Genomic DNA, 20,742 nt, shown 5'->3' on the forward strand with positions numbered 1-20,742 from the left:
CGACGTGGTTTCAACGAAAATCAACCGATACCCTTTTCGGCGAGATACAGTTCGAATAACGCTTTGGCGTGAGAATAGGCGCTGTCCGAGGCAATCTCCACGTGGCGGGCGCGGCACGCTTTGGCGAAAGTCAGCGTTTCCTTGCCCTTTTTGAGCAGCATATCGGCGTCCGCCCAATCGCAGTCGAACGCATACCGCAACGCCTCGGCGATCTCCGCGAGGTAACGCTGCGTTTTTTCCAAATGCAGAGTGACTACGGTCTTGCCCTCGAAATACTTGACGAGGTCGGGCACCAAATCGGATATGCGCGGCGCGATAGCCACCGCCGACTTGATGGCCACGTCGATTTCCAACAAATCCGATTGATAGACGTAGGTCGTATAGCGGTCGACGGGCTTGCCGCCTACGGTGTGCAACGCGCACAGTTCGTAGGGCTGCAACTTGTCCTTGGACAGCGAACGAATGTACAAAAATACGTGCTCGCCCTGTAGCCGCTTCACGCCGCCCGTTTCGCCGTCCATGGCGAAAGACAACTGCACCAATTCGGTCGTGTCTTCCACCGCCTGCGGCTCGACGCGGTACCGCGCGGGCGGGGGCAAGGGCTTCAGCAACTCGGCGACTTTGGCCTTGTCTATCGTGCAACGATAGACGGTTTTGGCAAAGACGTTGAAGGACTCGGTGCGTTCGTTGTAGAACACCCTGCCGCGCACCAGGAATTGTCCGTCCGTCACCGACTGCAGGGGGCACTTTTCGTCGTTTGTATTGAACAGTACGCGCATGCTGTCCGTGCCGTCGTTGAGCACGAACGTATAGTGATATTTGTAGAAGCGGCGCTTTGTCTCCTCGCCTTCCTTGGGCTCTTGCGGCTCGTATTCCTTGACGCGAATATCGCTCAATTCTCCACACACGGCCGCGCGTTCCTGTGCCTGACGCACATAGTGAATCATCAAGGGCAAGCGGCTGTATTCGCTCTTGACGCCGCACAAATACTTGATATCCGCCACGGGTACGACGGTAAACAGCGCGGACGAATTGTCGGCCTGCTCTTCCTCGACCACCGCGTCCGTCACCTCTATCTCGACCTTCGCGGGCATAATGAATGCGTCCGTCAAGTCGGTCTCGACCGCTCGCACGAACCCCCTCTCCTCGGCGTATTGCTTGATGGATTGGGGCATATACACCGTGCACTCGATGCGGTCGGACGTCACCTGCACGTCCACCGTGTCCATCATGACGTTGGCAGCGATAAAGGGAAAGGTGACGGCGACGTATTCGGTCAACCGTCTTTGAACCAAGTCCGCGCTGACCAACAGGCGCTCGAAATGGAAATTGAACGTGACTTTTTTGACGATTTGACCGAAGAACGCGCGCAGGTCTTTGATGACCGCGTTGTCGAAATTCTCGTACTTGTCGTCGCGCACGTAGATATAGACGTTGGCCGTCCGCGTCTCGGTGTTGACGTCCACGTTTTTGATGCGCAAGTAGTCGTATTTACCTTCGGTAAAGGCGTAAAACAGAGAAGAAAATCTATCCATTGGTCATCTCCTCGATATAGCGCCGCAAGGTAACGAGCACGTCGGCGTTGTCGACTGTGCCCACCTTTTCGCCTTTGACGAACAGCACGGATCTTTCGCGGCCGCCCGCAATGCCGAGGTCGGCCTCTTTGCCCTCGCCCAAGCCATTGACCACGCAACCCATCACGGCCACAGTCAAGGGCTTGCGGATATCCTTGGTAAGGTCGCGCACTTGGGCGGCTACCGCCACCACGTCGAACTCCGTCCTGCCGCACGTCGGGCAGGAAATGACGTTGACGAAATCGCGCCTAAGCCCCACCGCACGCAACAATTCGACGCCCGCTTTGACCTCTTCGACGGGGTCGGCCGTCAGGCTCACGCGAATGGTATCGCCCACGCCCGACAAGAGCAAGCCGCCGATGGCCGAATAGGACTTGGCCAAGGCCGACTCGCCCGCGCCCGCCTCGGTAACGCCCAAGTGCAAGGGATAATCCGCGCGGTCGTGGAGCGCCATATAGGCGTCGAACGTAGTCTTGGCGTTAGAAGATTTGACGGACAGGCAAATATCTTTCAATCCGTATTTTTCAAACTGGCGCGCCTCGTCGAGGGCGACCGTTACCATTTTCTCGGCAAGGGTATCGCCCGTAGCATCGGTGGGCAAAGAGCCTGCGTTGACGCCTATACGCACGCCTATGCCTTTGGCGACGCACGCTTCGGCCACCGCCTTGACGTGATCTTCCCCTTGCAGATTGCCGGGGTTGACGCGCACCTTGGCCGCGCCCGCCTCTACGGCGGCCAACGCCAGCCGATAGTCGAAATGAATGTCCGCCACGATGGGCACGGGGCTCTCGGCGCACAGCCTGCGGAAAGACTCCACCGCCCCGCGTTCGTTGAGCGTCACGCGGACGATATCCGCGCCAGCTCGGTACAGACGATTGACTTGGGACAAGGTGGCGTCAAAGTCCGCCGTGCGGGTATTGGTCATACTCTGCACGGTAACGGGGGCGCCCCCGCCTATGGGTACGGTCTTGATATCGAATCTTCTCGTCATTCGTCTTTCTCCGATGATAATGCAAAGCATTATCAAATTCGCATTTATCTATCGCTTTCCACGATGCCTACGCGTCAAAACAATTTGGCTATCATGCCCAAATTGAGTATGTCAAACAATATGGTCGCGCCGAACAACAGGATAAGGCCGACAAAGTGAATGATCGCCTCTACCTTGCGCGGTATGGGCTTGCCGCGTATCCATTCGATGACGGTGAACACCACGCGCGAGCCGTCCAACGCGGGCAGCGGCAATACGTTCATAATGGCGATATTGGCGCTCATCATACCCAAAAGCACCAAGATACTGCGGAAGCCGCCCGTCGCCACGCTGCTGGCGATGATGCCAACGGTGGTGATGGGGCCGCCCAAATTGCCCTTGACGGCGACCAAACCCGTGAACATACCGCCTATGGTCTGGAAGAGGAACACGACCACCTGCACGCAGAACACCACGCCGTAGGCAAAAGACTGCCAAAATCCCGCGCGATAACTGACGTACGAGGTCATGATGCCTATGCCGCGATAGGTCGTCACGTTGCCGTCCGCGTCCGTGGAATAGTATTGGCCGAGGTAGCCCGTCACTTTGACCTTTTCCCCTTTGCTGAACACGACGCCTTTGCCCACGAATTGGGGCTTGACATTGCGCAATACGGTCATTTCCACGGGACCGTCGTCGAGGTCTTTGACAATGCCCGCCACGTTGGAATCCACCAAAGTATACACGTTTTTGCCGTTGATTTGGTAGATGATATCCCCCTCTTCGAGGGTGAACTTCACGCCCTCCTCGACGGGCGCGTTGAACTTGGCCACGGCGGGCAAGGTATATCCGTAGATACAAAAGGCCACGGTCAAGATCAAAAAGGCGGAGATAAAGTTGAACGTGACGCCCGCCAGCAATACCAAAATGCGCTTCCACGGTTTCTGCGCATTGAACGCGCCCTCTACCGTGCTGTCCTTGTCCTCTCCCTCGAAGGCGCAAAAACCGCCCAACGGAATCAAACGGATGGAAAAGATTTCGCCGTTTTTCTTTTTGTGCTTGATAAGGGGCGGCCCGAACCCGATGGAGAACTCGTTTATCTTGAATTTGAGCAATTTTCCCACGGAATAATGCCCGAACTCGTGCACGACGATCATCACCATCAAGGTCAACAGCGCCACGATAATATATCCGATTGTCGTAAAGACGGACTTGGCGTCCGCCATCAATAATGCTAACATAATCCTTCCTTCGCCGTTTGCGCCGCTTCGGCGTAGATACGCCACACGTCCGCAAGGTCGCGCACGTTGCCGTCGAACGCGTCGACAGCACGTTGTAATATTGTATGTATGCCGCCCAAGGGGATATGCCCGTCGAGGAAGGCTTTGACCGCCGCTTCGTCCGCGGCCACCGCCGCCACCGCTTTGGCGGTAGATTGCGCTGAGGCGTCCACTACGCAACGGAAAGCGGGATAACGCGCCTCGTCCAACCCCTCGAAGGTAAGCGAACGCCCGACCAGATCCAACGCGCTCACCAAAGACGGGCGACGCGCGGGATACAGCAAGGCGTATTGAATGGGCAACCGCATATCGGGCACGCCCAACTGCGCTTTGACCGAATTGTCCCGCAACTCCACCATGCTGTGCACGACGCTCTCGCGGTGCACCAATACGTCGATATCCTCGTACGGCACGTCGAACAGATAATGCGCCTCCACCACCTCGAAGGCCTTGTTGACCATGGTGGCGCAATCCACCGTTATCTTGTCGCCCATGGCCCAATTGGGGTGCGCCAGCACCTCGCGGGGCGTGGCGAGGGGCAATTTATCCAAAGGATAATCCCGCAACGCGCCGCCCGAAGCCGTGAGAATGATGCGCTTGATATCGCGGTAGCGATTGCCCTCGAGGCTCTGCCATACCGCGCTGTGCTCGCTGTCCACGGGCAGCAAAACGCCATTGGACGAAATGACGGCGTCCATGACGAAACGCCCGCCGCACACCAAACTCTCCTTGTTGGCCAAACACACGATTTTGTCGCGGTGCAGGGCCGCGAGCGTAGGCTTGAGCCCGCTCAAACCGCCCACGGCGACCACCAATATATCGTAATCGCCTTCGGCGGCGTAGCGCACCAAGGCGTCCTCGCCCGAATAGACGGTGCCTTCGCACTCTATATTTTGCGTAAAAACGAGGGTTTTAACCCCGAATTGCCGCGCTTGCTCTTGCATAAGGCGCGTGTTCGTATGACAAGACAGGGCGCACGCCGACAATTCGTCCGCGTGTGCGCGTATCACCTCGAGGGTCTGCCGCCCCACCGAGCCGGTGCTACCCAATACGGCTACTTTTTTCATGCGACGATAAGATTGTAGACGGTGAAGAACAAATAGACGATGGGCATAGCGAAAATCACGCTGTCCATACGGTCCATCACACCGCCGTGCCCGGGGAAAATCTTGCCATAGTCCTTGATGCCGACCTGCCTCTTGATCCAACTGGCCGCGAGGTCGCCCGCCATACCGGCGATCATCACCAAAACGCTGAGAAGCGCATACAGCAATATGCTCACCCACAACTTGTCGCTAAGCGCCGTGAGCCCAATATTGTTGAAACCGTCGAAGACGTGAAACACGTCGAACAAAAGCATAACGGCCGCGCCCGCAATCAAGGCGCCCGCCACACCGCCGTAGAGACCTTCGACCGACTTCTTGGGGCTGATGGTGGGGCACAATTTGCGCTTGCCGAACTTACTGCCTACGAAGTAGGCGGCGGCGTCCGAAGCCAAAGGCACCGCCAGCATCAACAAAATGGCCAGCAAGTTGCCCGCGCGCAGGTTGACGGCCATGATCATGGCCACGAAAACGCAAGGATATACGATATTGAGGACGGTCAGTCCCAAATCGGTGAGCGAATGCGTGTGCTTGAAGGTGAATATGCCCAACGCCACGCACGCGGCTACGGCGGTGGCTATCATGATACCTTCGGTATAGAAGAACCAAAACAGGGGATAGACCGCCACGAAAAAGACGATAAGGGGCGCGAGCATCACGTTGTGCCCGCCCGAGCGAAGAGCCTTGTACATCTCCAATCCGCCCATCACGATGAAGAACATACCGATGAGATCGAAAGAATGCACGCTCAGCGTGCGGAAATACAGCAAAAACGTGAGCATTACGCCCAAAAGGCACAGGCCCGTCAGCAGGCGTTTGAGCCCCGAGGACATACCTTTCTTCGGTTTCGGTTCGCTCGTAGCGGGCGCGGGGACCGAGGCGACCGTATCCGCCGCTCTCTCTTCCGTCTCTCGTTCTTCGCCGATATTCGTCACTTCTTTTTCGTTTTCGTTCATACCCTATACTAACCAAATGGTACGCCCGCAAGCGTACCACTATCGAATGCTATTCGTTCGGAGCCGAATTACACGCTGGTGATCTCGGTCTCCTTTTCTTTGAACATCGCGTCTACTTTGGCGATGTAGTTCTGCAACATCTTGTCGACGTCCTTCTCGATATTCTTGACGTCATCCTCGGTGATGACGTTGTCCTTTTTGAGTTTTTTGGTCAACTCGTTGGCGTCGCGGCGCGCGTTGCGCAACATGACTTTGGTGTTTTCGGCACCCTGCTTGATCTCTTTGACCAACTGCTGTCTTCTCTCCAAGGTCAACTCGGGGAACACCAAGCGAATGACTCTGCCGTCGTTGGAGGGCGTGATGCCGATGCCCGAATCCAAAATGGCTTTCTCCACGTTTTTGAGCAAAGAATTATCCCACACGGAAATGACGATCATACGCGCCTCGGGCACGTTGATATTGCCCACCTGATTGAGGGGCACGTCGCTGCCGTAGGCGGACACGCGCACTTTGTCCAACAGGTGCGGATTGGCTCTGCCGCAACGCACTTGTTGCAGTTGATATTGATAGGACTCCACGGCCTTATTGAGGTCTGTCTCGAATTTGTCGAACAATTCCAACACTTCCAATATATCGTAGTTTTCCATAAAGCAAACTCCTTTTTGTTATATTCTACATTTGATTATAGCATTAAACTTCGAATTTGACAAGAATATTTTACAAAACGTTGACATAATCGACCGAAGACCGCCATTCGGCGAAAATATCACGATATTCGGCCTTGACGACGCCCTTGGCGAGATTCATAGTAAGGGTGATGATATTTTTGCGCGGCGTAACGTAATCGCGCATGACGATATTGACGGCTTTGGCTTTCTCGGCGGGCAACGTGAGCAAATAGTCGTTCATATTGTCGGCGTGCGACACCTCGCGATAGGCAGGGCCGAACACGTACAGTCTATCGGTCAACTGCCCCTGCAACACGAACAACCCGCCGTTGCTCTCCTCGTATTGCCGCCAATACACGGGCAGACAATCGGCAATATACTTCGCGGACGATTGGGTATTGTATTCGGTAACGTAGTAGGAATGCAACGCGGCGTCGGGGCGGCGGCCCGCGTCGTCGTCGCGCAGGAACACCCAATCCGTCTGCTCGTATTGACCGCGCCTTCCCCAAAACACGAGGCACTTGCCGCGACAGTCGGCGAGGCGCAACGATTTGACAAAAGTCAAATCGTCCATATCGGTATCGTTGTGCACGGCCAAGTCGGACAACGCGCTCTCGACGACGTTGAAAGTCGACTTTTGGGCGTCTACTACGTCTTCGTTGAAGAAATGTTGGAAGTCCAGCACCACGAACTCGCTGGGGTTATTGGTCAAAAAAACGCGTATATCGCTCAAAATCGGCAAGAAATCCACGCCCAACATATCCGCGTGGAAAATGCGCAAAGTGCCCTCGTCGTCCGCCACTCTCAGGTCGAAATAGCGCGTGCCGCAAGCCAACTGCTCTGCAATCGACGTGTTTTGCGTTTGATACGCCCACATCATATCCATACAGCCCGCGTCGTGCGAGCCGCCCATCGCTATATTCGTCACGAGGGTATCGTCCTCTATCGCTTGCATCCAATTGACGAGGGACAATCCGTTTTGGGGCTCGGGCGCCGTGCTGCCGTCCGTATAGATGGCCGACATGGTGTACATGGCAAAAGCCGCCATAGCCGTAGCCAAAATCAACCTGCCCAGCAAGGACAGAATGCACATCAGTACGACCAACAAAACTCTTTTGGCTTTCATACGCGACTCCTTTTGACACCTCATTATACCAAAATCAACCGATATTTTCCATATTTTTTCAAAATCTTAATAGATTTTTACAAAAGGCGCGTTCACGGGCGCAAAAGAAAAGGGGAACGCGCATGGGCGGTTCCCCTATTCAACGTATCGAAATCGAAACTATCTATACACAGTATAGATAATCAATGCAGTAAGGTGCCGATTTTCTCCCCCGTGACGGCGCGCTTGATACTGTCTTTTTCGGACAATCCGAAGAGCACCACGGGCATACCGACGTCCTGACAAATGGCCACGGCCGCGGCGTCCATCACCTGGAGGTTTTGCGCGAGGTAATCGCGATAGGTTATCTCGTCCAACTTCTTGGCGTTGGGGTTTTTGCGGGGGTCGCTGTCATAAATGCCGTCGATATTCTTGGCGAGCAGCATCGCGTCCACCCCGATCTCGGCGGCACGCAAAGCCGCGCCCGAATCGGTGGAGAAGAAGGGGTTGCCCGTACCGCAGGCGAACAACAGCACGTTGCCCTCCTCGAGGTATTCGACCGCTTTGCGTTGGTCGTACAACTCGCCTACCTTGTCGATGCGGAAAGCGGTCATCAACTTGCACTTGACGCCCGCTCTGAGCAAAGCGTCCTCGAGGCAAAGCCCGTTGACGGCGGTAGCCAACATGCCCATATAATCGGCGGTCGGTCTGTCCATCTCGCGCCCTTCGCGGCCGCGCCAAATATTGCCGCCGCCCATCACGACGCCGAGTTCGACGCCCATACCGTATATGGCTTTGAGTTCTTCTACCGTCTTGGCGATAATGTCCTGGTCGAAGATATTTTCGGCCGAACTCAACGCCTCGCCGCTCACTTTGATCAAGATGCGTTTATACTTCAATTCCATAGCGCACTTCCTTTGAAAAAAAGAGGGACAAGCCCTCTTTCTTCCCTTGAAAACGATTACTTGTTGACGGAGTCAACAGCCTTTTGGATCTCGTCCGCAAAGGTGTCGGCTTTCTTTTCCAAACCTTCGCCCATCACGAAGCGCACGAAGCGGCGGATGGTGATCTTCTCGCCGATGGAGGCGATGGTCTCGTTGAGGTATTGTTGGATGGTCTTGTCGGCGTCTTTGACGAACTTTTGGTCGAGCAAGCAGAAGTCCTCGTAATACTTCTTGATGCGACCTTCCACCATTCTGTCGATAATCTTCTCGGGCTTGCCTTCGTTGAGGGCTTGCACACGGAGAATTTGCTTCTCATGTTCCAACACTTCTTGGGGCACTTCGGCCTCGGAAACGTAGATGGGGTTGGCGGCGGCGATTTGCAACGCGATGTCGTGCACGAACGCTTTGAAGTTGTCGGCACGCGCAACGAAGTCGGTCTCGCAGTTGACTTCGACCAACACGCCGATCTTGCCGCCCATGTGAATGTAGCTGTCAACCACGCCTTCGCTGGCTACGCGGCTCTCTTTCTTCTTGGCGGTGGCCATGCCTTTCTCGCGCAAGATCTCGATGGCTTTTTCCATATCGCCGTCGGCTTCGGTCAGGGCCTTTTTGCAATCCATCATGCCTACGCCGGTCTTCTCTCTCAATTCTTTTACGTCATTAGCGGTGAAACTCATATCTTCCTCCTATTATTCTGCGTCTGCGTCGGCGTCGGCGTCGACGTCACTCTCGGTTGCTTGCTCAGTGGCCGCGGCCGCGTCGAACGACACGCCCTCTTTGCCTTCGATGACGGCGTTGGCGATAATGGAAGTCACCAACTTGACGGCACGCACGGCGTCGTCGTTGCCGGGGATAACGTAGTCGATGGGATCGGGATCGCACTTGGTGTCGACCAAGGCCACGATCTTGATGCCGAGTTTCTTGGCTTCGGACACGGCGATGTGCTCTTTCTCGACGTCAACGATGAAGATGATGTCGGGCAGACCGCCCATGTTCTTGATGCCGCCCAAGTTCTTCTCGAGGTCGTCGCGCTCTTTCAGCAAATCGCTGGCCTCTTTCTTGGAACGAAGGCTCAACTCACCCGAAAGCTCCATATTGGTGATCTCTTTCAAGCGATCGATACGGGTTTTGATGGTTTTCCAGTTGGTCAAGGTACCGCCCAACCAACGCTCGTTGATGTAGAACATACCGCAACGCTCTGCTTCCTCGCGGATGGCGTCCTGCGCCTGCTTCTTGGTGCCGACGAACAAGACTTTCTTGCCGTTGTCGGCGGCCAACGTGTCGCGCACGAAAGCATAAGCCTTTTCGATTTGGTCCACGGTCTTCTCGAGATTGATGATGTGGATACCGTTACGAGCCGTGTAAATGTACTGATTCATCTTGGGGTTCCAAGTGCGGGTCTGGTGACCGAAGTGTACGCCGGCTTCCAACAAATTTTGCATGATAACTACTGCCATTTTTTTATCCTCCTGTTTTTTTCTTCCCTCGGGTATGGCTTCTAAAACCGAAATTGGCAACAGTCGAAACCTAAGCCCAAGGTGCTAATCTTGGGTAATAATATCATAGATTGCCCCATTAGGCAACCGTTTGAAACAACTTTTTCGCAACAAAATATAATATATTTTATCTAAACACCTTCCCGCGTCAGTCCTCGTCGTCGCCTGAACCGCAACCGGGGCAACCCTCGCACACGCCGTTGCACCCTTCGCGCTCCACGTTGGTGGCCCACTCCACGTAGATGGCGTAGACCGTGTCCAAAATATCGTCGTCCTCTTCGGGGATAATGGTAACGGTGTCCGACTGTCCGTCGTCGATCATCTCGAAGATGGCGCAGGAGTCCTCGTCCAATCCGGGGTACTTATCCAAAGGATGCATGATGACGTAGTGCTTGTCCTCGTAGGGGACGTGCAACACGATCTCGAACGTGTGTTTTTTGCCCGATTCGTCCGTCAACTCGATGGTTTCGACGCCGTCTTCCGTTTGCATGATATCACTTTCTTCGTTTTTCATAATCGTTGATTCCTCCTAATGTCTGTCTAAATAGCAACGCAAAATGATGGTTGCCGCTACTTTGTCAATGACGTCTTTGCGCTTCTCGCGCCGCACGCCCTGCTCGATCAAAACGCGCTCGGCGGTCACCGTGGTCAGCCGCTCGTCCTGATAGTCGATGGGCAGGTCGCTATGCTTCGCCAAACACGCGGCGAACGCCCGCGTTTTCTCCACGCGCACGCCCTCCGTGCCGTCCATATTGATGGGTAACCCGAGGACGAATTTATCCACCCCGCGCTCCTTGGCCAAAGCAGCGATATAGGCGCAATCGGCCTCTTCGTCGTTCTTCTTGCGCACGTAGGTTTCCAACGGGTTGGCGGTGATGCCCAAAGGGTCGGAGACGGCCAAACCGATACGCACGTCGCCTATGTCCAATGCCAATATTCTCATCCTTTGTTCCTCTTGATTTTCTTCGCTCGTATAAGCGTCTTTTCCTCTCCGTTTTGCGAGGGCACGTAAAACTCGGCGTCTTTGAGACTGTCGGGCAAATACTGCTGCTCCACCCAGCCGCCGAACGAATGGGGATACTTGTATCCCTCGACGCGTTCGGACTTGTAATTGGGGTCGCGCAAGTACATGGGCACGTTGTCGTCCCGCGTTTTGACGGCCGCATCGGTCGCCGCCGCCAACGCCTCCACCACCGAATTGCTCTTGGAAGACTCGCTGACGTAGATGATGGCCTCGGCCAACGGAATGCGCCCTTCGGGCAGACCGATATTTTGGAAAGCGTGCATCGCCGACACGGCCACGACCAACGCCTGCGGATTGGCCATGCCCACGTCCTCGGCGGCGTGAATGACCACGCGGCGACAAATGAGCATGGGGTCGCACCCCGCCTCGATCAATCGCTCGGCCCAATACAGTGCGGCGTCCGCATCCGAGCCGCGCATACTCTTGATGAACGCCGAAATGAAGTCGTAGTACATACTTTCGTCCACCGAAAGCGCGGGCTTTTGAATGGATTGCTCGGCAATCTCGATGGTGACCTCTGTCTCCCCGTCCGCATTGAGGGGCGTGGTGAGAACGGCCAACTCCAACGCGTTGAGCGCGGTGCGCAAATCGCCCGCCGCCGCCCAAGCGAAATGACGCAAAACCTCGTCGGACACTTTGGGACGATAGTCCGCAAGCCCCTCTTTGGCGGTCAACGCGCGGCGCATGGCCAGAATGACGTCCTCGTTGGAGAGGGGTTTAAACTCGAAAATGCGGCAACGCGACACGATGGCCTTGGTCATGGAAACGTAGGGATTCTCGGTCGTGGAACCGATGAAAATGATGTCGCCCGCCTCGATGGCGCCCAACACGCAGTCGGACTGCGCCTTGTTCCAGCGGTGGCATTCGTCCAATACCAAATAGGTGCGCTTGCCGTACATACGCAACCTGTCTTTGGCCTCGTCGATGACGCGCTTGGCGTCCGCGACGCCCGAAGACACGGCGTTGAGCTGCTCGTAATGGGCGTTGGTGGATCGAGCGATGATATTGGCCAACGTGGTCTTGCCCGTCCCCGGGGGGCCGTAAAAAATGCAACTACCCAACCTGTCCGCCTGAATGGCGCGACGCAAAAGCGTGCCCTCGCCTACCAGGTGGCGTTGACCTACGAAGTCGTCCAAAGAGGACGGACGGAGCCGCACGGACAAGGGGCGCGGCGCATTGTTTTGCATACAATCGAACAAATCCATAGTGCAAATATTATCATAGCACAAACCCCCGATTTTGGCAATGATTTTGCGCGATTTCTCCTAATTGCACCGTTTCGTCGTGCAAACGACGTGTTTCGTGGCGTCCTCGGGCAACAAACAGCGCTTCTCTTCGCCGTCTACCGTCAAAGATTCTTCTTCGCCGAAGCGAAAATAGATATGAAAGGTCTGCCCCCGCCATAGATAGCGCAATTCGGTATCGCCGAGCGCTTTGGGCAGTCTGGGGTGCACCGTAAGCGTGTTGCGGCATACCCGCACGCCGTAGAACCACTCTACTATCAGCATAATCGCCCACGCGGCCGAGCCCGTGTACCAAGTCCAGCCGCCCGCGCCCGTATATCCATCGGCCGTATATACGTCCGCCGCCAATACGTATGGCTCTACGCCGTACGCAACGGCCGCGCGTTTGCCCGCGCACTTTTCTATGGGGTTGAGCAACCGCAACAGTTCGTAGGCGTACTCCACTTCGCCCACCTCGACCAAGGCCAAACAATACCACAGCGCCGCGTGCGTGTACTGCCCGCCGTTTTCGCGTATCCCTTTGGGATAATCCGCGATATAACCCACCTTGTCTTGGGGTGCGAAAGGGGGCGCAAACAGGCGTATCAACCCGTTTTCGTAGTCCACCAACCGCTTGGCCGTCTGCAATGCGAGCCGCGCCATATCCGGCTCCACCGCACCCGACAACGCGCCGAAAGCCTGCGTCATAAGGTACAATGCGCAATCCCCGTCGCCACCGCCTACGGTGCGCCCGTCGTCCGTCGTGTAGGCAAAAAATCTGTCCTTGACGAACGCCTTTCTGACGCCGTGGCGAAGCCGCGCGAGTCGCTTGTCGAACAGTTCGCTCTCCCCCTCGAACAGACTTTTCGCTCGCTCGATCACCCGATAGGCGAACATACTCAGCCATACGCTTTCGCCCTCGCCCAATAGCCCGATGGCGTTGACGCCGTCGTTCCAATCGCCCCCGTACACCAGCAGTAAATCGTGCTTGCCGAAGCGCAGTACGCTCGTCGCGGCGCGGCGCAAGTGCTCGCGCATCGTATATTTTTCGCGGCTGACGGTGGGCGTTTCGTAGCGCGAAGGCACGCCTTTGCCGAGCGGTTCGGACAGCAAAAACGGTACTCGTTCGTCGAGGAACGCGCGGTCTTCGGTCATATCGAGATAGCGGCACGCCGCCCATACGAGGAACAGCCTGTCGTCCGTGATTTGGGTGCGCACCCCCGTATTGGGTTCGTGCCACCAATGCATCACGTCCCCTTCGGCGTATTGATGCGCGGCGAAGTGCAATAAAAGCCGTCGCGCCGCGCCCTCGTCGTACGGCATATAGGCCGCGATATCCTGCAGTTGGTCGCGGAAGCCCCACGCGCCCCCGCATTGATAGTAGGCGGTCTTGGCATGTAGACGACTGTGCACGAGTTGGCGCCACGCCCCCTCTAAGAGATAGTCGAGAGGCCTTGCGCCCACCACTCCGTAGGGAACGGTCAATTCGTAGACGGCGTTGCCTTTGGGCTGTCCTTCCGCGAGATAAAAGGTCACGCGTTTGCGTTGGGCCGCGCCGCCCACCAAGTCGAACGCGTCCTCGACGGGCGCTTCCCCGTGGACGAGGGCGTACAAGTCCTTTACGCTCGTATATATTTCGCCTTGACTCACCGCGAACGTCATCGTCTGACGGGTGCGGGCGTTTTCCACGACGGCGGCGTGCTCGGTCCTCTTTTTGAGATAGCAATTCTCGTTGGGTCGCCAATCGAGCAAAGGCACGAAGTCGAGATAGAGCCACAACTCGCCCGTCTGCTCTACGTCGACGCGTATCTTGTTGCCCGCGATGCGATAGGTGGCTTCAACCCGATTGTCGCCGATAATCGTGCAAAAACGCGTAAAATCCTTGCCGTGCGTGCACAGAGAATAGCGCGCGTCGTTCAATCGATAATGCGCCGCTCCGTCCGTCGCGCCCAAAATATGCGTAGGCAAGTCGTTCATAGGATCGTTGCGCCAATAGGTCAACTTGTTTTGGCGGCTGTTGCGCCCGAAAAAATAGCCGCCCCCGTTCTCGGTGAGCACGAACCCGATAGCGCCGTTTGACACCACGTTTGCGTAGGGCATACGCGTTGCGCGGTCCACGGGGCGCACCGCATACGCGCCGCCCGCGACGAAAGTACCCTCGCCCGTCACCCAAACGGGGGTGGGCATCGCAGGTCGCGCCGAAGGGGAAAACCGCCGCCTTGCCCAGCGTGCGCCGCGCGGCGTAAACGCCGCCCCTACGTCAACGAGCCTCGCGGCGACTTGGGCGACCAACGCGCCCTGCCTATCCTCGGACGGGCGGAACATACGCACGTCGGCCACCCCCTCGCACAGCCTGACGACGAGCGCATTGGTCAAATTCTCACGAAAATTCGTCGTGTAAGGCAACACCCGCACGCCGTCCGCGCCGCCCAACTGCGCCGCCACCCGCTCCTCGTTGTCCAACAAGACCGAAGCGAGCGCGGGCGCCACTTGGTCGTCCGCGTATTTGTCGAACACCCGCGCCGCCGAGGACAAACACTCGGAAAGTCCGTAATAATCGGTAGCGTGCGTCAGGTATATCGTCTTGTGCGCGGCCGCGCATTCGGCCGCACTACCCGTCGCCTTGCCGCAACACAAATAGACGCGCGCCGAGCCATTGGGCGGCACGACCACCCGCCCCGTAGCGGCAAAACAGGGATAGAGCACCGCGCCCTCGTGCGGATACTCGCCGTCAAAGCAGTCGAACGCCTCGCGCGGCAAAAAGTTGCGATGGGGAAAGTTGCGCCGATTGGTTTCGTACCGCACGGCGTCAAGCCCCTGCACGTCGACAAACACGCGGGACTTGCATTCGCCCCCTTCCTCGCGCCACGCCGACACGCCCTCCGCTATGGCGGTGCGCACGAACATATTGCGGTAGGCGGCGTGCGACAACGCGCCCCCCTCGTCCGTCAACGTCAACGGGAAATAGACGGCAACGCGATAGACCTCGGGCACATCGGTGGGATTGTCTATGCGCAGGTCGCGTACTTCGGTCTGTCCGTCGGGCGAAAGGCGCACGGTTTCGGACGTGGCGTAGGTCAGGTTGCGATAGACGACCGCGCCGCCCTCCACCTCGAACGCGTACTCGGCGCCCACGTCCGTCACCTCGGGATAGGGGCTGAATAGGCGCCCGTCCGAGACTCTCTCCACCAACACGAAGCGTTCGGCCGCGTAATTCTTGCCAATGGCAAGTCCGTCGACCAAATCGCGTCCGATATGCAATTCCTGCCGCCCGTCCGAAAGATATACGCCTTTCATTTCGCCCGACGATAGAACGTGCGCCGCGCGGACGGGGTAGGGATAGACGAAGCGCTTGGGCGCGAAGACGGCGGTGGGCGTGCGCTTGACCGTGCGGAAAGGTCGTCTGCCCTCTTCGCCCCGCTCGTTGGCAAGCAGCAGGGCGCACTCCATACGCGCGTTGCGCATGAACAAGCGCGATATCGCATTGTCGCATACGGCGTTGCACAAAGCGGCCAAAGTCATGCCTTGATGGTGCGCCATGTACGCCTCGACGACGCGATTGCCCTCCACCGCCTCGTAAAAGCCGTACGCCCCGTAGGCGCCTCTCTCCTTGAGTCGCAACAGGTTTTGGAAGGCAGCCTGCGGATAATAGGCGGCGGTCAACGCCGAAGCGTAGGGACTGACGACCTCACCGCCGCAATCGGGATGCATAGCCAAGGCCTCGATGCCGTTGGCTTGGTAACGATAGCGCATTTGGTCGTTGAAGGCGTAGTAGCAACTCTCGGATATGCCGTACACCCCATCCACGGGCGAATGCGCTTGCATACGCGCGGCATTGCGTTCGCTGCGGTGCAAAAGACTGCCCACGGGGGGCGTCACGAACACGCGCGGCAACAAATATTCAAACGCCGTGCCGCCCCAACTGACGAGAGTATTGCCGCCGTAGCGCACGCACGCGCGACTCAATCCGTAATAGGCCTTGACGGGCAACCCCTCTGCCGCCGCCAGATAGTAGGCAAGGCGTGCCTCGGACGCCAGCGTATCGTAATAACCTTCGTTTTTGCCCTCGTCCACGCGACGAACGATAGACAACATATTGCGGTCGAAATCGAAAAATTCGGCAAACGAAGCACCGAGAAAGGGGCGGCACAATTCGACGATATCCCGCCGTCCCTCTTCGATGGCAAGTTGCTCGGCGCACAGCACGCACGCCATAAAGTTGGCGCTGTCCACCGTGGACACCACCCGCTCCAATACGCGGCCGTCTACCCCGTACCAATTATACAAATGCCCCTGCCATCGCTCCAATTCGCCTATGCGCGCAAGCACGGTTTTCAGCCGCTCCCACCCGTCCGGCGCAAGTTGGGAGACGATGGCCGTCACCTCGGCCAAGACGGCGAACCCCATATCCGTGGGCGAGGTCATATCCTGCCCGCCGGGGATGGGGCGCACCTGCAAATTGTCCTTTATCAGGCCGTGCGGCGCGTTGTCAACGAAATAGCGATAGGTGCGGCGCATAACGTCGACGACTTCGCGCGAGTACTTGGCGGGCACTTGCGGCACGCGTAGTTCGCGCTCGTCCGCCACCCACAAAACCGCGGTAAGCGTAAAAGCCATATAAACGACAAACCATAGGTTAAAGGAAAGCAACGCCAACATAATCGCCCCCACGGCACTCGGCAAAAAGGCGACGAGATAGCGACCGAATCCGCTCTTTTTCTGCGTGGTAAAAAAGGGTTTCCACACGAGCATATTGCGCCCGGCAATCGAACCGAACGCCGTCGTGCAAAACGTGAAAAATCCGTCTATTGCCCAAAAGGGCAATAAAACGAGGTTCTCGACGATTTGCAATAGGACGTACCCCACTTCGCCGAGCGCGTACCGCAGGCGTTTGCTCTCCCAAGAATAGATGGCGCCGAGCAAGGACGGCAAGAAGGGCGCGAGGTAGTAGCCTACCCCCAACAGAGCGAGATACAAAGAGCCGCGAAGCGCGCCCAAAAACACCATCGACAAAGCGAAAAACGGGCGCAACACGGATAGGATATTCTCCCAGATCACGGCTTTGTAAACGGGCGCGATGCCGTTGAGCCGCTTGCCCCGCCGCCCCTTGACGACGGGCGCGAGATAGGGAGCCAAAAGCAAGTCGCCGCGCTGCCATCTGGCGGTGCGCGCGCGGTCGGCGAGGAAGGTATTGGGCACGTCCTCGCAGACGACCTGCCGCAAGCGCCCCGACGAAAGTATCGCCCCCTCGATGACGTCGTGGCTGAGAATACGCTCGTCGGGAAAAGCGTCCCGCAACTTGGCGAGATAGGCGTCGATGCGCACGATGGCCTTGCCCGAATAAATCGCCCGCCCGAACGCGTCGGCGTAGAAGTCGCCGTCTACGGGATACGCGCCCTCTTCGCGGTAGCGGGCGTAGCGCAAACCGTAACGCCTGCCGACCGAAGCCACGCGGTAGCGGGCGTCGAAGGTCATCAAATCGTAGCGCCGATTGGCGGGGTGCAGCATACGGTTGACCGCATCCAATACGCCCAGAGGCATCAAACGGCTGTCGTCGTCCAACAGCACCGCCAACTTGCACCCTTGGGGCGTGTAGGACTTATAGACGAACTTGGACGAGTCCCCGGTTTGCAAGGCTTCGAAATAGTCCATAATGGCGCCGCGCTTTCGTTCCCATGCGACGTACCTGTCCCCGTCGGGCACGCGCTTGCGCACCGCGTAGCACAAGCCGTCCTCGCGGGCGTAGGCCTTGACGGCGGCAAGCAGAGTTTCGTCTTTCTCCGTCCAAGGCGCATCGGCCTTGGCGAAGTCGATAAGTAGGCAATAGTGCAAATTGCGCTTGGGTGAATTGTGGGACAAAGCGCGCAGTCGACGCACGGCTTCGGCCAAGTCCTCTTCTCCCCCGACGTAGCGCGACACCACGACGACAGTTTTGCCTTCGTCGGGCACTTCCGCGTACCCCATGCGGCAGTCGCAAGCGGGATTGCGCCGCCAAAACCAACAGACCATGCCCCGCGCAAACGGCCACGCCACCCCGAATGCCAATACGCACGACACGATAGGGACGTAATCGGTGCCCGCAGCCAAAGGCAAGCCCGCCAAGAGCGCGGTCGCCAACGCACAGCACGCGATATACGCCCTTTCGCGCCCTTTGGACAAGGGCGTTAGGCGCGAAACGCCCGTCCGCATATAACGGCGAAAAGCACCTTGGTCAAATAGCGCCGCCGTAACGTCCACGCCCACCGTCTCGGCGACGTGGCGGCAGATATGCGCCACGGCCACTTCCTGCACGTTGTACCGCTCGGCGAGATAACTCACCCGCGCTAAACACGCCAAACGCGTCTCGCGCGAGACGTTTTCGTCCAAAGCCAAGGCGTTGCCGGTCTCCGACAAGGTCATCAGGTATTCTTGGGATACGTCGTCTATGGCCGTCAGCATAGCCAAATACTGCTTGGCTTTGCCCTCTTCGCGTATGAGATATTGCCAAAAACGGCGTTTGACGCCATCTACGTCCACGCCCTCGGGCGGTTTATACCCGTTTTCGACGTAGGCGTAGTAGAGATATGCGTCCGACTGCGCCCGATTGCGTCCGCCCGCCGCCGCCAAAGCACGCATACGCCTTAGGTCGAGCGAAGCGCGGGACAATTCCGCCAACCGCTCGAGTACGGCCAGCCGCAACCCGTCGGGGATATGCGCCGCTTCCTGCCAAAAGACGGGCGTCACCGCCCCCAAATCGGTCAAAGACGCTTGTATGCGCTCGCGCGTCAGCGCGTCCGTATGCGCGACGATATATCTACAAAGGGTGAGAACGCGCGGCGTTCCCGCCGTGGTCGGCAAACGGTGCAACGCGGCATTGCGCACGGACGACAGCGCGCGTTCGATCATATAATCGTTGTCGCGCAGCCACTTCTCGAACGAATAGAGTTCTCGCCGCGCTTTGACGTCGCGGTTGAGCGCACGCACCGCTCGCCCGAACACGCCGAACGGGCGATAGTCGAGTGGCACGAAGCCCTTGGTATAGGTGCGAAACGCCAACCCCATCTCGTGCAGGTCGGCGTAGGAGACCGCACGGGGCGGATGCCGATAGGTGAACAAGAGCACGAGAAGACAAATAAGCAGCGCGATAAGGGGATAGGTCATACGAAGAGTTTGCCCCAAAACCTTCGATATAAACCGCTTGGCGACGATTTGCGCCCGACGCTTGCATTTGCCGCAGAAACGTGCTACAATACTATCGAGCTAACCGGATAATCGCATCGCAAGATGAGGAAAGTCCGAGCACCACAGGACGGAGTGCCGGCTAACTACCGGTGAAGGCGACTTCAAGGAAAGTGCAACAGAGATATACCGCCGACCACGTCGGTAAGGATGGAAAGGCGAGGTAAGAGCTCACCGCACCCTCGGTAACGCGGGTGGCTATGTAAACCCCACTCGGTGCAAGTTTTGGGAGGCTAACGCTGTCCGCCACTCCCTACACACGCTGGAGCCTATTGGCGACAATAGGCGTAGAAAGATGATTATCGAATACAGAACTCGGCTTACAGGTTAGACTCACGGCGCATTAGCGCCGTTTTTTTTCAACCGGCGGCGCTTGCCTACAAAATATCCGTCAATCCGTGCTCTTCGCAATAAGCGCGCATTTTGCCCAGCGCCTTCTTCTCGATACGAGATATGTACGAGCGCGATATGTTTTCGCGTTCGGCAATCTGCCTTTGGGACAGGACGGGTTGGTCGAACAATCCGTAGCGGCTGACGATGATGCGCCGCTCGCGCTCGGTCAACGCGCCGAGCACGCGGCACACGATGGCTTTGACTTCCTCTTCCTCGGCGGCTTTGCCGATATCCTCGCCTTCGTTGTACAACGTGTCGATATAGGTCACCTCGTTGCCGTCTTTGTCCACGCCGACGGGCGCGTACAGGGACACGTTCTGCCTGTCGTGCTTGGTCCATCGAATATACATCAATATTTCGTTTTCGATACATTTGGCAGCGTAGGTTGAGAATTGCGTGCCCCGCTCCACGCGAAAAGAATGAATGGCCTTGATTAGCCCCATCGAGCCTATGCTGATGATTTCTTCGTTGTCCGCCACCCCCTGATAGCGTCTGACGACGTGCACCACGAGGCGCATATTGTGTTTGACCAACACGTCCAAGGCGTGTTTGTCCCCCTTGGCGAGTTGTTCAAAATAGGCTTTTTCTTTTTCTTTGGGCAGAGGTTTGGCAAAACCGCCGCCCACGTCGTCCGGAGCATAGCAAGCAAAAAACGTCATGCTATACTCTATTCGTTTTCGACAAGATAATTGCAAGTCCGCTTTTTTTAGTTTGAATTTTTGGGTGCGGCTTCGCATAAAAAACGCTCTCCCACGGGGGAAAGCGTCGCGTATAGTCGTTGGCTCGTC

The 20,742-nt window shown here is 57.2% G+C and carries 15 protein-coding genes and 1 other RNA gene; 1 reads left to right on the forward strand and 15 read right to left on the reverse strand.

The window, feature by feature from the left end:
• Window positions 1-20 precede the first annotated feature (20 nt).
• The 14 genes from II896_07560 to II896_07625 form a co-directional block, all read right to left on the reverse strand.
• A complete protein-coding gene (locus II896_07560) occupies window positions 21-1,535 on the reverse strand; it encodes a hypothetical protein (protein ID MBQ4444491.1) in 1,515 nt (504 codons plus the stop codon).
• Window positions 1,528-2,565 carry a flavodoxin-dependent (E)-4-hydroxy-3-methylbut-2-enyl-diphosphate synthase gene (gene ispG, locus II896_07565; GenBank protein ID MBQ4444492.1) on the reverse strand — a complete coding sequence of 346 codons (1,038 nt, stop codon included), beginning with the start codon at window positions 2,563-2,565 and terminating at the stop codon, window positions 1,528-1,530. The genes II896_07560 and ispG overlap by 8 nt, the downstream gene beginning before the upstream one ends.
• A 74-nt stretch (window positions 2,566-2,639) precedes the next feature.
• Entirely contained in the window at window positions 2,640-3,785 is a 1,146-nt protein-coding gene (locus II896_07570; GenBank protein MBQ4444493.1) for a site-2 protease family protein, read from the reverse strand.
• Window positions 3,779-4,891 (reverse strand): 1-deoxy-D-xylulose-5-phosphate reductoisomerase, encoded by a 1,113-nt coding sequence (locus II896_07575; protein ID MBQ4444494.1) that lies wholly within the window; start codon window positions 4,889-4,891, stop codon window positions 3,779-3,781. The genes II896_07570 and II896_07575 overlap by 7 nt, the downstream gene beginning before the upstream one ends.
• The gene (locus II896_07580) at window positions 4,888-5,883 is read right to left on the reverse strand and encodes a phosphatidate cytidylyltransferase (GenBank protein ID MBQ4444495.1); all 996 of its coding nucleotides are present in this window, start codon (window positions 5,881-5,883) and stop codon (window positions 4,888-4,890) included. The genes II896_07575 and II896_07580 overlap by 4 nt, the downstream gene beginning before the upstream one ends.
• A 68-nt stretch (window positions 5,884-5,951) precedes the next feature.
• On the reverse strand, window positions 5,952-6,530 hold the full coding sequence (gene frr / locus II896_07585) for a ribosome recycling factor (GenBank protein MBQ4444496.1): 579 nt from the start codon (window positions 6,528-6,530) through the stop codon (window positions 5,952-5,954).
• A 70-nt stretch (window positions 6,531-6,600) separates the two neighbouring features.
• Window positions 6,601-7,677 (reverse strand): hypothetical protein, encoded by a 1,077-nt coding sequence (locus II896_07590; GenBank protein MBQ4444497.1) that lies wholly within the window; start codon window positions 7,675-7,677, stop codon window positions 6,601-6,603.
• Window positions 7,678-7,859: 182 nt separating this feature from the next.
• On the reverse strand, window positions 7,860-8,561 hold the full coding sequence (locus II896_07595; GenBank protein ID MBQ4444498.1) for a UMP kinase: 702 nt from the start codon (window positions 8,559-8,561) through the stop codon (window positions 7,860-7,862).
• A 56-nt stretch (window positions 8,562-8,617) separates the two neighbouring features.
• The gene (tsf, locus tag II896_07600) at window positions 8,618-9,277 is read right to left on the reverse strand and encodes a translation elongation factor Ts (protein MBQ4444499.1); all 660 of its coding nucleotides are present in this window, start codon (window positions 9,275-9,277) and stop codon (window positions 8,618-8,620) included.
• A 12-nt stretch (window positions 9,278-9,289) separates the two neighbouring features.
• Window positions 9,290-10,057, reverse strand: a complete 768-nt coding sequence (rpsB, locus tag II896_07605) for a 30S ribosomal protein S2 (GenBank protein ID MBQ4444500.1) — start codon at window positions 10,055-10,057, stop codon at window positions 9,290-9,292.
• Window positions 10,058-10,244: 187 nt separating this feature from the next.
• On the reverse strand, window positions 10,245-10,610 hold the full coding sequence (locus II896_07610; protein MBQ4444501.1) for a DUF1292 domain-containing protein: 366 nt from the start codon (window positions 10,608-10,610) through the stop codon (window positions 10,245-10,247).
• 15 nt (window positions 10,611-10,625) lie between these two features.
• Entirely contained in the window at window positions 10,626-11,039 is a 414-nt protein-coding gene (ruvX, locus tag II896_07615) for a Holliday junction resolvase RuvX (GenBank protein MBQ4444502.1), read from the reverse strand.
• Window positions 11,036-12,325, reverse strand: a complete 1,290-nt coding sequence (locus tag II896_07620) for a replication-associated recombination protein A (GenBank protein MBQ4444503.1) — start codon at window positions 12,323-12,325, stop codon at window positions 11,036-11,038. Before II896_07620 ends, ruvX begins: the two co-directional genes overlap by 4 nt.
• A 60-nt stretch (window positions 12,326-12,385) precedes the next feature.
• Entirely contained in the window at window positions 12,386-19,483 is a 7,098-nt protein-coding gene (locus II896_07625) for a hypothetical protein (GenBank protein ID MBQ4444504.1), read from the reverse strand.
• 95 nt (window positions 19,484-19,578) lie between these two features.
• Between II896_07625 and rnpB the strand changes: the two genes are divergently transcribed.
• Window positions 19,579-19,901, forward strand: an RNA gene (gene rnpB, locus II896_07630) — RNase P RNA component class A.
• Window positions 19,902-19,938: 37 nt separating this feature from the next.
• On the opposite strand, the gene II896_07635 is transcribed toward rnpB, so the two are convergent.
• A complete protein-coding gene (locus II896_07635) occupies window positions 19,939-20,613 on the reverse strand; it encodes a sigma-70 family RNA polymerase sigma factor (protein ID MBQ4444505.1) in 675 nt (224 codons plus the stop codon).
• Between the last annotated feature and the right edge of the window lie 129 nt (window positions 20,614-20,742).

This window comes from Clostridia bacterium (assembly GCA_017394805.1).
Classification (GTDB): domain Bacteria; phylum Bacillota; class Clostridia; order Christensenellales; family CAG-1252; genus RUG14300.

Bases quoted from the DNA above. Each gene is read 5' to 3' on its own strand.
- II896_07635 (MBQ4444505.1), bottom strand. From the start codon at position 20,613: ATGACGTTTTTTGCTTGCTATGCTCCGGACGACGTGGGCGGCGGTTTT.
- II896_07625 (MBQ4444504.1), bottom strand. From the start codon at position 19,483: ATGACCTATCCCCTTATCGCGCTGCTTATTTGTCTTCTCGTGCTCTTG.
- II896_07560 (MBQ4444491.1), bottom strand. From the start codon at position 1,535: ATGGATAGATTTTCTTCTCTGTTTTACGCCTTTACCGAAGGTAAATAC.
- II896_07590 (MBQ4444497.1), bottom strand. From the start codon at position 7,677: ATGAAAGCCAAAAGAGTTTTGTTGGTCGTACTGATGTGCATTCTGTCC.
- II896_07575 (MBQ4444494.1), bottom strand. From the start codon at position 4,891: ATGAAAAAAGTAGCCGTATTGGGTAGCACCGGCTCGGTGGGGCGGCAG.
- II896_07610 (MBQ4444501.1), bottom strand. From the start codon at position 10,610: ATGAAAAACGAAGAAAGTGATATCATGCAAACGGAAGACGGCGTCGAA.
- ispG (MBQ4444492.1), bottom strand. From the start codon at position 2,565: ATGACGAGAAGATTCGATATCAAGACCGTACCCATAGGCGGGGGCGCC.
- II896_07620 (MBQ4444503.1), bottom strand. From the start codon at position 12,325: ATGGATTTGTTCGATTGTATGCAAAACAATGCGCCGCGCCCCTTGTCC.
- tsf (MBQ4444499.1), bottom strand. From the start codon at position 9,277: ATGAGTTTCACCGCTAATGACGTAAAAGAATTGAGAGAGAAGACCGGC.
- II896_07595 (MBQ4444498.1), bottom strand. From the start codon at position 8,561: ATGGAATTGAAGTATAAACGCATCTTGATCAAAGTGAGCGGCGAGGCG.
- rpsB (MBQ4444500.1), bottom strand. From the start codon at position 10,057: ATGGCAGTAGTTATCATGCAAAATTTGTTGGAAGCCGGCGTACACTTC.
- II896_07580 (MBQ4444495.1), bottom strand. From the start codon at position 5,883: ATGAACGAAAACGAAAAAGAAGTGACGAATATCGGCGAAGAACGAGAG.
- frr (MBQ4444496.1), bottom strand. From the start codon at position 6,530: ATGGAAAACTACGATATATTGGAAGTGTTGGAATTGTTCGACAAATTC.
- ruvX (MBQ4444502.1), bottom strand. From the start codon at position 11,039: ATGAGAATATTGGCATTGGACATAGGCGACGTGCGTATCGGTTTGGCC.
- II896_07570 (MBQ4444493.1), bottom strand. From the start codon at position 3,785: ATGTTAGCATTATTGATGGCGGACGCCAAGTCCGTCTTTACGACAATC.